Here is a 13,098-nt window from a genome sequence, read left to right on the forward strand (position 1 = left end):
TCACACCCCCTTCGCGGGCACGTTGAGTACCCGGGCACGGAACTGGGCGAAGATCTCCGGCTTCTCGTCCTTCAGCCGGTCGGTGTCGATGGCCTCGACCAGGTGCGTGTACTCGGCCGCCAGCTCGGGGAGTGCCTCGCGGAACTTCTTCGGCGCGAAGGCGCCGTTCTGCTTCCACGTCCACGCCGGCTGCCCGTCGGCCTTGGCGATCTCGGCCTCACCGGTCAGGCGGCGCATCTCGTTCTCAACGGTGCGCAGCTCGTCGGCGATCGTCTTGACCCGCGCCTTCAGGTCGAAGCGGCGGGCGCGCAGCTCCTTCGCGGTGGCGACGTCGACTTCGGTGACCGCCTCCGGCTTGACCGACCACAGCCTGGCCAGCAGCTCGGTGGTGGCCTCCAGTCCGTCGGCCTCCGGGGGCACGCCGTCGACGACGTGCCGCTGGTACCACCGGCCGATCTTGTCGACGAGCCAGCCGGTCATCTCCTCGTCGCGCTCGACGAGGTGCCAGCGCAGCTTGTTGCCGCCGACGAGGGCGGCGACCCATCCGACGTCCCAGCCGCCGACGGCCATGTACCAGTGGCACTGGAGCGCCGGAGCGTCCGGGACGCCGTCCTCCCAATCGGCGAACTGGTACTCGCTGCGGTTCTTGCACTCCAGCGGACCGGCGACCGCGCCGGTCGCCGAGTCCCACAGGCAGTAGCGGTCGACGTTGGCGAGCATCCACGCGTGCTCGTGGTGTACGAGCGTCCCCGGCGGAGTCGCGATGTCCACGCCGGATTTCTTCGAGAACAGCCGGGCGATGAAGTCCTCGATCTCCCGGCCGATCTCGGCGGACTCACTGTCGACGAAGTCGGGCCGGCCGTGCTTGGCCTCGTACACGTGGCGCGGGCCGCGGTACTTGTCCAGGCCGAGGATCGCGGCGACGTCCGAGCCGCCGATTCCCGCCCGGCGGGTGGCGTGCCACTCGGCTTCGGGCGCGTCGGCGGGCAGCAGCAGCCGCGCGGTTGGCGCCCCCGAGGGCGCGGTCATCGTGGTCACTTCGGGTCCTTCCGGCAGGAGTTGAGGCGGCGTGCGGCGGCCAGGGCCTCGATCTCGGCGGCGGTCCGAACCGGGTCGTCGACCGTCCACGCCGCCGACGCGATGTCCGATCCGGCGGTGAGGGCGGCGCTCACGCGGCCCAGGACGGTCTGGAACTTCACCGGGTCGTCGCTCTCGGCGATGCGCATCCACGCCACCTCGGCGGGCGTGCGCAGGTCGCGGGGCAGGTCACGCACGGGGCACCACATCCCGGCGGCACCGGCCGCAGCGCAGGGACACGAACTCGCTATCCCGGGCCTGGTAGTTGATGCGCCCGCCGTCGCAGTCGGTGCACGAGGCGCGGGCGGCGGCCAGGCCGACGAGGAACTGGGCGGCGTCCCGGGCGGACATGCGGCCCGAGGTCGAGGTGCGTTCCTCCTCGACGCGGCGCGCGGCCTCGTCGTGTCCGGCGACGGCGAGCAGCAGCGCGGACCGGCGGGCGGTCAGGAACCGCTGCTTCTTCTCCAGCGCGCGCAGCAGAGCGACGGCCGCACCGAACTCCTCGTTCTCGTCCGAGGCTTCGTCGTCGAGCGCGAGCGTGGCGTCAGCGACGAAGCGGGCCAGCTCGCGGCCCTCGGCGAGCACGGCGGCGTACATGTCGGTGTGGCCGCAGCCGTTCTTCCACTTGTCGGCGACGTACCACTCGCCGTCTTCGGGGAAGCGGTACGGGACCGCGCTGCCGCGGGGGCCGCCGCAGCGCGGGCAGTCCGGCGACACGGTCACTGCGACGATGCGGACGCCTTCGTAGCTGCGGCTCGTGCCCCGGTCGCACACCCGGTAGGTGACGGCGGGCGGGCGGGGCGCGGGCTTGGGGAGGCCGGCCGTGTAGCGGACCCACACGGCGGTGCCGTCGTCGTGCCGGGCGTCGTACGCCTCGTACGTGCCCGGCGGGTGGTAGGCGGGCATCCGCTCCGCGCGGGGGATGCGGCGGGCGGCGGACTGCCCGCCGTCGGCCGCCGGGTACACGGCCGCGAGGACCCAGTTGCCGCGCGCTGCGCGGGCGCGCCGTGCGATCTCGCTGTGCCTCGGTGCGATGCGGGCGGCCATCAGCGGTCACCACCCGTCAGCACGCGGGCGTGCTCGCCGTGGAGCGCCGTCAGGCCGAGCCGGACGGTGCCGGTGGTGCGCCAGCCGCAGGCGCACAGCGCGAGCAGGTCACCGGTGCCGGGGCAGGTGTCGGCCGGGCTGTGCCCGCACAGCGTGCCGTCGTCGTGGCGCGGGATGACCGCGAGCGGGTGCGGCTTCACGACGCACCTCCGTCCCGGTGGTCAGGCGCGCTGCGCTGCCGGGGAAGGCTGAACAGAGGGCTGTTCGCGTGGAGTTGGGACGGGTGCCGCATGGAGGCGCACCGAGCGCAGGTGCGGGGGTTGTGCGGCGCGTCCTTCGGGGGTGCCATCGAGGCGCGGCGAACGAGGATGATCGCCGGGATCAGTACGGCTGCCGCGATCACGGCGGCGAGAACGAGCGGGTTCATCGGTCGGTACCTCCCGTCGTGGGGAGTGCAGCGGCCGGGGCGGTCTTGTGGTCGCGGATACAGTGGTTGGAAGCCAAGGTGACCTCTGTCTCTCGTCTGTGAGGTGTGCTTGGTGACAGGGGCTGTCTGGACCACGCCCGGTCCGGGCGGCCCCTCTTGATGTGCTGTCAGCCGCTACGGCGCTGAGCCGTCTCGGCGAGCGGGCGCACCGCGGTCATCTCGCTGATCTCGCGGATGTCGCGCCCGGTGAACGTGACCCTGGCGCCGCCCTCGTTGTGCGGGATCTGACGCGCGTACGCCCGGCGCTTGAGCTGGAGCGCGGACCAGGGGAGGAAGCGCGCGGCCTCCTCCGGCGTGTAGTGGAACCACTCGCCGTCCGGGCTGCCCGGGTACGGCACGTCCCGGGCGGGCGTCGCCTTCTTGGCCTTCGCGGGTGCTTCCTTCGTGGTGGACGCCATGTCCCCTCCCAGAGTGATGTCGCTCACGGGAACGTCGAGCGTCCCGGCCAGGCGGCAGATCACTTCCTGGCCCGCCCCGGCCTTGCCCGTCTCGACCCGTGAGAGCTGGCTCGGGGAGATCCCCGCGAGCCTGGCGAGCCTCCGCAGGCTCAGATCCTGAACCTGACGGAGAGCCCGAATTGCCGTTCCGTTCGGTGTCACGTTCAGAGACTAGACATAAAGGGATACGGGTGCAAGACGTGTCGGATACTTCTGGGTACAGAAACTGAACATCCCCCTGGTCGGGGGGTGTGACGTGCCATACACTTCTGTGCCTCGATGTGCAACAAATGCGCCTAAGTGCGCTGGGTGTGAACCCTTGCTGTTGCATGCGCGTACGGCATGATGGAAGGCATGACGAGAGACTGGGCGCGCCTTGGCCAGAGACTGAAGGCTGCGCGTGCTGCACGCGAGATTCCGCAGCAGGATCTCGCCGAGACCATCGGCGTGAAGCGGGGCGCGCTCCACAACATCGAGAGGGGCGAGTTCCGCAAGGTGACGCCGACGGTCATCGCATATGCCAGGGAAGTCGGTTGGGCCGAGGGGTCGATCGAACGCGTCCTTGACGGGGGTGACCCTGTCGAACGGGAGATCAGTCCGGTTGGGAACGAACCCACCGAACACGCAGGCGAATCGGCGGGAGAGCGGGAAGCGCCGTCCGACCTCTCGCTTCTGGTGCAGCAGTCATTGAAGGAAGGGCCGTTGGTGGACGCCCGCGTGGCCGAAGTGACCACGTCAGCCGGGCGATTGAAGGCCACCATCGTGATCCGGGGCGAGGAGGGGGCGCCCATGGATGAACTGCTGGCAGCCCTGCGAAAACTCAAGATCGACGTCGAAGTTGATGAGTAATCACACGATTAGCCCTTTCGCGTTATTTTGACCCACTTTTGCATCACTCTTTACGCCTTCTGCGTCATCCCAGGTACACCAGTAGGCACATTGGGGGGTCATTTGCCGCGAAAGGGGGTCGTGAATGGCGTCCGGATATTGCCGCCGAGCGAAGCGAGTCTCAGGTGCACCCCGACAGGTCGTCGCTTGGATCGACCAGGAACTGCACGAGGATGTTCTCTTCCTGAACGCTGACCTCTACACGGCGGCCCAAGAGGCCGCAATCACCGCCGCGTTGCAGCGGGCGAGGCTCCCTACCTCCCAGGTGATCGCCGCCTTCGTAACGACAGGAGGATGAGCCGCCGTGGCATACGCGGAGAAACGAACCGCCCGAGGGAAGGTGTACTTCCGAGCCCTCTACCAGAGACCAGACCGCAAGGCGCAGGGGGTCGTGGTCGACGAGGACGGCCGGGCCGTCCGCTTCCCCACTCAGACCACCGCGAAGAAGGCAGCAGAGAAGGCAGAGGTTGACGCCTATGCCGAGGCCAAGAAGGGCCGCTGGATACCCCCCGAGCAGGAGGCAGCGGCTGGCCGGGTCACCTTCCGCGAATTCGCCACGGAGTGGATGAAGGAGCAGAGCCTCGCGGACTCGACCATGCAGAACTACCCGCGCTCGCTGGCCCACTTGCTGCCGACGTTCGGCGACAAGGCCATACGCGACATCACGCCCCCGATGGTCGCGGCCTGGGAGAAGGCACAGCAGAAGGAGTTCGCGGCCAGCAGCGTCCGGACGTACCGCTCGCTGTTGCACCTGATCCTTGCCGATGCCGTCGACGCTGACCATGCTGACAAGAACGCTGCGGAGCGTCGACGCGGCCGAGGGCGCCGCCACGGGCGACGTCAGAAGCGCGGAGCCGAGAAGCAGATCACGTCCATGCTCGGAGCCCTGCTCGTGGCCGAGCGAGCGTCCCTTCTGTCCGGACGCGACGACGAGTTCGTGGCCACCATCCACAAGAGCTACACCGGCCAGCGCTGGGGTGAACTCGTGGGCCTGGAGACGCAGTTCGCCCGACCCGAGTCGCACGCCTTCCAGATCGAATGGCAGCTCTACGAACTCGACACGGGCGAGCTGGTGCAGTGCCCGCCCAAGGACGACTCGTACCGGTCGATCGACTCGCCGACCTTCCTCTCCCGGCTCGTAGGAGACCACATCGCCCGCACCCAGCCGCAGCCATGCCCGTGCCACGGCCTCACGTACGTGTACAGCGGCCGGGGTGTTGGCGGTAAGCGCCAGGCCGGCCCGACGCTCCGCCAAGTCGCCGAGTTGGCCGGGGTGTCCACCGGCACCGTCTCCAACGTCCTCAACCGGCCGGAGATGGTCGCGGAGAAGACCCGCGCGAAGGTCGAGAAGGCCATCGCCGAAGTCGGCTTTGTCCGCCAGGTTGGCCCGTCCCGGGAGGCGGCCCACTGGCGGCGCTCCGGACACGCGACATGGATCTTCACCCCGGCAGCGACCGGCTGGTACCCGAAGAAGGCACCGCAGGAAGCCCACCCGGTACCGGTGTCGGCCGGACCGTGGCCCGGCGTGCCCGTGCGGGGCCGCGGGGCGTCTGGCCGCGCCGAGGCGTGCTGGCTCCCGATCAAGGACCGGCTCACCCGTCACGGACTTCGGCACGGTCATCGCACGGTGATGGAGGAGCTAGGCACCCCCCAGGTCCTCGTGGACGACCGGATGGGGCACGAGGACGGGTCGGTCAGTGCGCGCTACGCACACGTCACCGACTCGATGCGGGCGCTGCTCATGGAGCAGTTGACCGAGCTGTGGTTCGAGTCACTCGACGAGCGGTTGGCGCTCGCACCCCGTTCCGCCGTGCCGGTCCTGGACCGGCTGTTGCAGGAGCGGGCCAAGGCGGCGTGAGACGCCGTTTCAAGATCACACCCAGTTGACACCCAAAGGGCTCCCAGAACGCAATCAGGCCCGGTTTCCGTTTCCGGAAACCGGGCCTGACCTGCTACTTCTCTGTCGGGGTGGCGGGATTTGAACCCACGACCTCTTCGTCCCGAACGAAGCGCGCTGCCAAGCTGCGCCACACCCCGAAGCAACGAGGAACACTTTAGCCCAGGTGCCCGCTGAGGCGAAATCCGGTTTCGGCTGCTCCTCCGGGGTGGCGGGCGCCGGTGTCGGACCGCGTCCCGGGCTGGTCGGCGACCGCTCGCGGGCCGTTCGGCCGTCGTCCGCGGACGGGGCGAGCCGGGCACACCGTGGTGCCGGTGCCGGTGCCGGTGCCGGGGGCGTCGGACCGGAGGCGCCGCCGGTCTCGGGACTGGACGGGACCGGCGGCGGATGGGGCGCGGTTAGGTGGTCAGTCGTCGGGGGCGGTGAGGGTGAGGAGGGTCGCCTCGGGCGGGCAGGCGAAGCGCAGCGGCGTGTAGCGGTTGGTGCCGCAGCCCGCGGAGACGTGCAGGTAGGAGCGGTGACCGGCGGCGCGGTGGGTGGACAGCCCCTTGACGCGCTCGGTGTCGAGATCGCAGTTGGTGACCAGGGCGCCGTAGAAGGGGACGCAGAGCTGCCCCCCGTGGGTGTGACCGGCCAGGATCAGCGGGTAGCGGTCGGCGGCGAAGGCGTCGAGAACGCGCAGGTAGGGCGCGTGGACGACGGCGAGGGCCAGGTCGGCGTCGGTCTCGGCGCGTCCCGCGACCTCGCTGTACCGGTCGCGTTTGATGTGCGGATCGTCGAGCCCGGTGAGGGCGATCTCCTGGCCGCTGTCCAGCTTGAGGCGGCCGCGACTGTTGCTGAGGCCGATCCAGCCCGCCGCGTCGAAGGCGTCGCGGAGCCCCTCCCAGGGGTTGTGGATGGCGCCGACGGCGGGTGGGTTGCCGTTCAGCCCGTGCCGTCCGCTGGCCTTTTCGAGCAGGTACTTCGCGGGGTTGCGCAGCTTGGGGCCGTAGTAGTCGTTGGAGCCGAAGACGTAGGCGCCGGGGAACTCCATGAGCGGCCCGAGCGCGTCCAGGACCTCGGGGACGCCCTCGGGGTCCGAGAGGTTGTCACCCGTGTTGATGACGAAGTCGGGGCGGAGCCCGGCGAGCGACTGGAGCCAGCGCTGCTTCTTGCGCTGGCCGCTCACCATGTGGATGTCCGAGATCTGGAGCACGCGCAGCGGGTGCGCGCCCCTGGGGAGCACCGGCACCGTGACGCGCCGGAGTCGGAAGGAGCGCACCTCGATCCCGGCCGCGTAGGCCACGCAGGCCGCGCCGAGTGCCGTGGTGCCGAGGGTTGCCGCCAGGGGGATCCGGTATCGCGCGCGCATGCGCCCATCGTCGCAGACACCCGGCGTCGCGGGCACCGGGAGCGGTCGGTGACCGCACGGGTCCGGCCGCCGGAGGCTGGTGTCAACTGGACTACGGGGAACGGGTGTTGGGGTGCGTGCAGAGCGTCGAGCCGTCCCGTCGGGAGGTACGCCGGTGCCGGGCCGCCACGGCGGGCGGCGGGACGACGGAGGGAGCGGGCCTGGGGTGCCGGGCAGGCCGGTGCTTCAGCGACGGTGAGCGGTGTGAAGCGGTGTGACGGTCGGCTTCACCGGGGTTCTCGTACGTCCGCCGCGCGGGGTGCGGGGTCCGGGGACCGCGCGGCCCGGCTCCTGGCGGCTCTCCCGGCTTTCGGGCCCTTGAGCCTGGCCCCTGATCCCTGGATGGCGCCGGTACGGGTGGAGGGCGCTGAGGTGGGAGGGCGCGCGGCATGGGGCGGTTAAGGGGGCGCGATGCCGGGGCGCGGGCTGGCATGCTGTTCGGCATGACCACGCTCAAGTCCGCCCTTCAGGACGATCTGACCGCCGCGATCAAGGCACGGGACGAGCTGCGCTCGGCCACGCTCCGGATGACGCTCACCGCGATCACGAAGGAAGAGGTCTCGGGCACCTCGGCGCGCGAACTCTCCGATGACGAGGTGCTCAAGGTGATCACCCGGGAGGCCAAGAAGCGCCGGGAGGCCGCGGAAGCCTTCGACGAGGGCGGCCGGAGTGAGCAGGCGAAGCGGGAGCGAGCCGAGGGCGAGATCCTGGCCGCGTACCTGCCCCAGCAGCTGAGCGATGAGGAACTGGACGCGATCGTCGGGGAGGCGGTCGAGGAGGCTCGGGCGAACGGCGCCGAGGGGCCGAAGGCCATGGGGGCCGTGATGAAGCTCGCCGGTCCGAAGGTGGCTGGCCGGGCGGAGGGTGGCCGGGTGGCCGCCGCCGTCAAGAAGCGCCTGACGTCCTGACGCGTCCTCGGTCTGACCGAACTGACCGAACTGACCGAACCAGATGTTCCCTGATCGGGACAGGTGTGTCCTGACCGTGGCGGGTGTGTGGTGACCGACGCGGGTGCGGCCTGACCGACGTCCGTCGTGGCCTACGGGGCTGAGGCCGGTAGTCGTGGCCGAGTGACCGCGAGTTACCCGGCGCGCGTGGGTGTGCGCAGGGGGTGTTCGAGGCCGAGGTCCGGTGGGGGCGCGCGGTGTCGCGTCCCCACCGGACCGGGTGCAGCCGTCAGTCGGCTCGACGGGGTTCGGGCCAGCCGCCGGTTCCGCCGCCCCAGCCGCCACCGCCGCTGTCCCAGCCGCCGCCGGGGCCGCCGTCCGCGCCGCCGTTGTCTCCGCCCCCGACGACCTCGGGCCACTCCGGCGGCTTGGGAATCTCCGGCGGCTTGGGCAGCTTCGGCGGCTTCGGGCGCTTCGGGGGCCGGGGCTTCTTGTCGTCCTTGTCCGGCTTCTTCTTGTCCTTGATCGGGATGGTGGGCAGCTTGGGCGCGGGCTTGCCGTTCAGCGCGCCCGACATCGCGTCGCGCCAGATGGGTCCGGGCACCGAGCCGCCGAAGACCTTGTCGTGTGTCCGGCCGCCGATCGACACGTTGACCATGCGGGTCTTGTGGGCCGGGTCACCGACCCAGACCGCACCGGACAGGTTCTTGGTGTAGCCGACGAACCAGGCCGCGTACCGGAAGTCCGTGGTACCGGTCTTGCCCGCGTTGTCCCGGCCCTTCAGCCCGGCCTCCTTGCCGGTGCCGTCCTCCACCACGCCGCGCAGCAGCGAGTTGATCGTCTTCGCGGTCTTCGACTGCATCGCGCGGTTGCAGCGGGTCTTCGGCACCGGGAGCTTCTTGCCCGCGGCGTCGGTGATCGACTCGATGGCGACCGGGGTGCAGTGCACGCCGTCGTTCGCGAAGGTCGCGTACGCCTCGGCCATCGAGAGCGGGGACATCTCCTGGCCACCGAGGGCCGTCGCGGGGACCTGCTGGAGCTTCCCGCCGTCCGCCCGCTCGACCCCCATCTTCTTGGCCATCTCGTTGACCGGGCAGATGCCGACGTCCGAGATCAGCGAGATGAAGTACGTGTTGACGGACTTGGCGGTGGCTTCCTTCATCCGGTACGGGCCGACCTCGGTGCGGTTCTCGTTCTCCACCGTCTTGCCGTCGTCGTTGCGCCACGGCCCGTCGCAGGTGCTGACGGGGGAGGGGTACCGCATCTTGTACGGGGAGTCGTACTCCTTGTACGGACTGGTGCCCCGGTCCAGGGCCGCCGCCGCGACCACCGGCTTGAAGGTGGAGCCCGGCTGGTAGCCGTCGCCACCACCCATGTCGCGGTCGACAGAGAGGTTGATCTCCGTCTGGTTCTTGCCGTAGCCGTACGGCCGGGACTGGCCCATGCCGCGGATCTTGCCGGTGCCGGGTTCCACCAGGGAGACCGCGCTCGCCACCGGGTCCGACTGGTAGACGTGCTGCTTGACCGACTTCTCGACCGAGTCCTGGGCCTGCGGGTCGAGCGTGGTGCGGATGGTCAGCCCGCCGCGGTTCCAGCGCTCGGCGCGCTTCTCCCGGGTCTTGCCGAACGCGGGGTCGGTCAGGAAGACCTTGCGGACGTAGTCACAGAAGAAGCCGGCGCCCTTGGCGGCGGTGATGCAGCCGTTCTTCGGCTCGCTGACCTTCAGGCCGAGCGGCTGCTTCTTGGTCGCGGCCGCCTGCCGGGCGGTGATGTCCCCCTGCGCGACCATGCGGTTGAGCACCGTGTTGCGGCGCTTGACCGCCTCTTTCTCGTTGTTGACCGGGTCGTAGCGACTCGGGGACTGCACGAGTCCGGCCAGCAGGGCCGACTGCCGCAGGTCCAGATCCTTGGCGGGGGTGGAGAAGTAGCGCTGCGCGGCGGCCTCGATGCCGTACGCCTGCCGGCCGAAGAAGGTGATGTTGAGGTAGTTCTCCAGGATGCGCTTCTTGCCGAGTTCCTCCTCGGCCTTTATCGCGTACTTCAGCTCCTGCACCTTGCGGCCGATGCTCTGCTTCGTGGCCTGGCTGAACTTCTCCTCGTCGTTGCCCGCCTCCTCGACGAAGACGTTCTTGACGTACTGCTGGGTGAGGGTGGAGGCACCCTCCGCGACCTCGCCCTCCTGGGCGTTCCGGTTCAGGGCCCGGAGGACGCCCTTGAAGTCGATGGCCCCGTGCTCGTAGTACCGAGCGTCCTCGATGGCGACGATCGCCTTGCGCATGTGCGGCGATATCTGATCGAGCCCGACCACGGTGCGGTCGCGTGAGTACACCTTGGCTATCTCGCCGCCGTTGGCGTCCAGGATGGTGGTGCGCTGGCTCAGCGGGGGGCGTTTGAGCTTGGCGGGTATCGTCTCGAAGCTCTCGACGGACCCCTTGGCCGCCAGGCCCAGCGCGCCGAAGGCGGGGAGCGCGAGTCCCGCCATCACCGCTCCGGCGAGCACACTCACGCCGACGAACTTGGCGGCTTGCTGGGGGCCGCTCACTCCGCCGCCCGGACGCTTCGTAGCCATGGGGAGAGCCTACGTTCCCAATCGCCGGACAGGGGACCACCTGTTCGCATACGCTGGCTGAGGTTCCTCTCCTCACATCTGTCACCTCGGCTCCCACCTCCTTTCCCGGTGGGGCTCGCCCCCGCTGTGTCGCGGTAACGCGCCGCTGTGACCGGTGAGTTGTGCCCGGACGCGGTGTCCGCTCCGGAGCGCCCCGAGCGGCTTTCCCCGGTCGCCTCCGGTCGCCCTCCGGTGCCCCGGACCCTCCGGGAGCTGTCCGGCGTGCGCCGACGGAGCGCGAGCGAAGAGCACCGCTGTGCCGGGAACGCCCCGGTTGTCCACCGCTCACTCCGTTGGGTGATCTGCCGCATACACATAGTCCGTTCGGGCCATTCAAGATTGGGCCCGAAGGGGGTGTTGTGCTGTGTCTCGCTTCCGTAACGTCCTCAACTGGCAACGGTGAATATGCCGTTCGCCGCCGTGGGGGAGCCTCGATTCGGGAGAGGACGGCGCCGGCAATGAGCTGGGTAACCGACTGGAGTGCGCAGGCCGCCTGCCGCACTACCGATCCGGACGAACTGTTCGTGCAAGGCGCGGCACAGAACCGCGCGAAGGCCGTCTGCACCGGCTGCCCGGTGCGGACGGAGTGCCTGGCCGACGCCCTGGACAACCGCGTGGAGTTCGGTGTGTGGGGCGGGATGACCGAGCGGGAGAGGCGTGCGCTGCTACGCCGTCGGCCCACGGTCAGCTCGTGGCGCAGACTGCTGGAGACCGCGCGCACCGAGTACGAACGCGGCGGGCGCACCATGCTGCCCGTGGACCTCGACTCGGCCGAGCGGTACGAGGAGTACGCGAAGTACCCGGAGTACTCCGAGTACGGGGAGTACTCGGAGTACGACGGCTACGAGGAGTACCAGGACTACGAGAAGTACTCCGCGAAGGACTACGCGGCGGCGGGCTGACCCGCCAGCCGCGCACCGATCTCGCGCAGCCCCGCGAGGTCGTGCACGTCGCTGGGCAGGGCCGCGACCTCCGCCACCGGCACCTCGGGGTGCAGTGCGGTGAAGCGGTCGCGGGTGCGCCGTTCGCGGGCCAGCAGCCGCATGTGCGCGGCGTGCAGCCGCAGTAGCTGGGCGGCCAGCAGTTCGGCCGCCGCCTCGGCTTCCTCGGACTCCCCCGTCGCCGGCTTCGTGGCCGTCGCTGGGTTCGCGGGACTCGTGGGCTCGCCGGGGTACCGGCGGTCCCCCTCCGCGTGGTCCGCCTCCATACCGTCCGGCCGGTGCGGGCGGGCGCTCTCCTCCGCGCCCGGCTCCACGGCCCGGTTCGTACCCCCGGCCCCCGGTCGTCCCCCACTGGTTTCGCGCCCGCCGTTGTCCGCGCCGGGGGCTCCGTCCTCCGTGTCGAACGCGCCGTCCTCCAGCTGTTCCGCGGCGGCCAGCGCCCGTTCGGAGCTGAGCCAGTCGGCGGCGCTGCCGTGCACCCGGTTCAGCACCAGCCCCGCCAGCGGCATCCGCTCGGCGTCGAGACGCTCCACGAAGTACGCGGCCTCCCGCAGCGCGTCCCGCTCCGGTGCCGCCACCACCAGGAAGGCGGTTCCCGGCGCCTGAAGCAGCTGGTAGGTGGCGTCGGCGCGGGTGCGGAAGCCGCCGAACATGGTGTCCATCGCGGCGACGAAGGTCTGCACGTCCCGCAGCAGCCCACTGCCGAGCAGCTTGTTGATGGCTCCGGTGAAGACCGAGAGCCCCGCCATCCCCAGGTTGACGAACCGCATACCGGCCCGCCCCCCGGCCTTCGCCGGAGCCGTCAGCACCCGGATGAACGTGCCGTCCAGGAAGGAGCCGAGCCGCTTGGGGGCGTCCAGGAAGTCCAGCGCGGAGCGGGACGGCGGGGTGTCCACGATGATCAGGTCCCACTCCTCCCGGGCGCGGAGCTGCCCCAGCTTCTCCATCGCCATGTACTCCTGGGTGCCCGCGAACCCGGCGGACAGCGACTGGTAGAAGGGGTTGTCCAGGATGGCCCGGGCCCGCGCCGGTTCCGCGTGCGCCTCGACGACCTCGTCGAACGTCCGCTTCATGTCGAGCATCATGGCGTGCAGTTCGCCACCGGCGGCCGGGTCGGTGCCGGGTACCCGGCGCGGGGTGTTGTCCAGCTCGCTGAGTCCCATGGACTGCGCCAGCCGCCGCGCCGGGTCGATGGTGAGCACCACCGCGCGCCGTCCGCGCTCCGCGGCGCGCAGCCCGAGCGCGGCGGCGGTCGTGGTCTTGCCGACGCCACCCGCGCCGCAGCACACGACGATCCGCGTGCCGGGGTCGTCGATCAGCGCGTCGAGGTCCAGTGGGGAGTCCGGACCGAGTGTCATGCCGCTGCCGCCTCCTGCCGTCGGTTCCGTTCCTGCCGCCGTCGCGGCCGCTCCATACGGCCAGCGGCGCGCACGGCCGGG

13 protein-coding genes, 1 tRNA gene and 1 pseudogene are annotated in these 13,098 nt (G+C 70.4%); 4 read left to right on the plus strand and 11 right to left on the minus strand.

Annotated features, from left to right (window positions below):
• From E0L36_RS22135 to E0L36_RS28575, 7 genes and pseudogenes are all read right to left on the minus strand, one after another.
• Positions 1-1,029 carry a YqaJ viral recombinase family protein gene (locus tag E0L36_RS22135; RefSeq protein WP_180931635.1) on the minus strand — a complete coding sequence of 343 codons (1,029 nt, stop codon included), beginning with the start codon at positions 1,027-1,029 and terminating at the stop codon, positions 1-3.
• Between the two features lie 5 nt (positions 1,030-1,034).
• Positions 1,035-1,274 carry a hypothetical protein gene (locus E0L36_RS22140; protein ID WP_180931067.1) on the minus strand — a complete coding sequence of 80 codons (240 nt, stop codon included), beginning with the start codon at positions 1,272-1,274 and terminating at the stop codon, positions 1,035-1,037.
• Positions 1,267-2,124, minus strand: a complete 858-nt coding sequence (locus tag E0L36_RS22145; protein WP_180931068.1) for a hypothetical protein — start codon at positions 2,122-2,124, stop codon at positions 1,267-1,269. The genes E0L36_RS22140 and E0L36_RS22145 overlap by 8 nt, the downstream gene beginning before the upstream one ends.
• Positions 2,124-2,324 carry a hypothetical protein gene (locus E0L36_RS22150; protein ID WP_180931069.1) on the minus strand — a complete coding sequence of 67 codons (201 nt, stop codon included), beginning with the start codon at positions 2,322-2,324 and terminating at the stop codon, positions 2,124-2,126. The genes E0L36_RS22145 and E0L36_RS22150 overlap by 1 nt, the downstream gene beginning before the upstream one ends.
• The gene (locus E0L36_RS22155; RefSeq protein ID WP_180931070.1) at positions 2,321-2,551 is read right to left on the minus strand and encodes a hypothetical protein; all 231 of its coding nucleotides are present in this window, start codon (positions 2,549-2,551) and stop codon (positions 2,321-2,323) included. Before E0L36_RS22155 ends, E0L36_RS22150 begins: the two co-directional genes overlap by 4 nt.
• Positions 2,552-2,718: 167 nt before the next feature.
• Entirely contained in the window at positions 2,719-3,036 is a 318-nt protein-coding gene (locus tag E0L36_RS27940) for a hypothetical protein (protein WP_258016470.1), read from the minus strand.
• Between the two features lie 3 nt (positions 3,037-3,039).
• A pseudogene (locus tag E0L36_RS28575) lies at positions 3,040-3,210 on the minus strand (helix-turn-helix domain-containing protein); the annotation flags it as partial.
• A 192-nt stretch (positions 3,211-3,402) separates the two neighbouring features.
• Between E0L36_RS28575 and E0L36_RS22165 the strand changes: the two are divergent.
• Complete coding sequence (locus E0L36_RS22165) at positions 3,403-3,897, plus strand: helix-turn-helix transcriptional regulator (protein ID WP_180931072.1); 495 nt, start codon at positions 3,403-3,405, stop codon at positions 3,895-3,897.
• Positions 3,898-4,240: 343 nt separating this feature from the next.
• The gene (locus E0L36_RS22170) at positions 4,241-5,794 is read left to right on the plus strand and encodes a LacI family DNA-binding transcriptional regulator (protein WP_180931073.1); all 1,554 of its coding nucleotides are present in this window, start codon (positions 4,241-4,243) and stop codon (positions 5,792-5,794) included.
• A 105-nt stretch (positions 5,795-5,899) separates the two neighbouring features.
• Here E0L36_RS22170 and E0L36_RS22175 read toward each other — a convergent pair.
• Positions 5,900-5,973 (minus strand) — tRNA-Pro (locus tag E0L36_RS22175).
• Between the two features lie 266 nt (positions 5,974-6,239).
• A complete protein-coding gene (locus E0L36_RS22180) occupies positions 6,240-7,184 on the minus strand; it encodes a metallophosphoesterase (protein ID WP_180931074.1) in 945 nt (314 codons plus the stop codon).
• A 482-nt stretch (positions 7,185-7,666) separates the two neighbouring features.
• On the opposite strand from E0L36_RS22180, the gene E0L36_RS22185 reads away from it, so the two are divergent.
• Positions 7,667-8,131, plus strand: a complete 465-nt coding sequence (locus E0L36_RS22185) for a GatB/YqeY domain-containing protein (RefSeq protein WP_180931075.1) — start codon at positions 7,667-7,669, stop codon at positions 8,129-8,131.
• Between the two features lie 268 nt (positions 8,132-8,399).
• On the opposite strand, the gene E0L36_RS22190 is transcribed toward E0L36_RS22185, so the two are convergent.
• Complete coding sequence (locus tag E0L36_RS22190) at positions 8,400-10,679, minus strand: transglycosylase domain-containing protein (RefSeq protein ID WP_180931076.1); 2,280 nt, start codon at positions 10,677-10,679, stop codon at positions 8,400-8,402.
• Between the two features lie 497 nt (positions 10,680-11,176).
• Between E0L36_RS22190 and E0L36_RS27945 the strand changes: the two genes are divergently transcribed.
• Positions 11,177-11,620, plus strand: a complete 444-nt coding sequence (locus tag E0L36_RS27945; protein WP_258016471.1) for a WhiB family transcriptional regulator — start codon at positions 11,177-11,179, stop codon at positions 11,618-11,620.
• On the opposite strand, the gene E0L36_RS22200 is transcribed toward E0L36_RS27945, so the two are convergent.
• Positions 11,602-13,017 (minus strand): ArsA family ATPase, encoded by a 1,416-nt coding sequence (locus E0L36_RS22200; RefSeq protein WP_180931077.1) that lies wholly within the window; start codon positions 13,015-13,017, stop codon positions 11,602-11,604. The genes E0L36_RS27945 and E0L36_RS22200 overlap by 19 nt on opposite strands.
• Positions 13,018-13,098 lie beyond the last annotated feature (81 nt).

It is taken from the genome of Streptomyces sp. AJS327, assembly GCF_013450295.1.
Classification (GTDB): Bacteria; Actinomycetota; Actinomycetes; order Streptomycetales; family Streptomycetaceae; genus Streptomyces.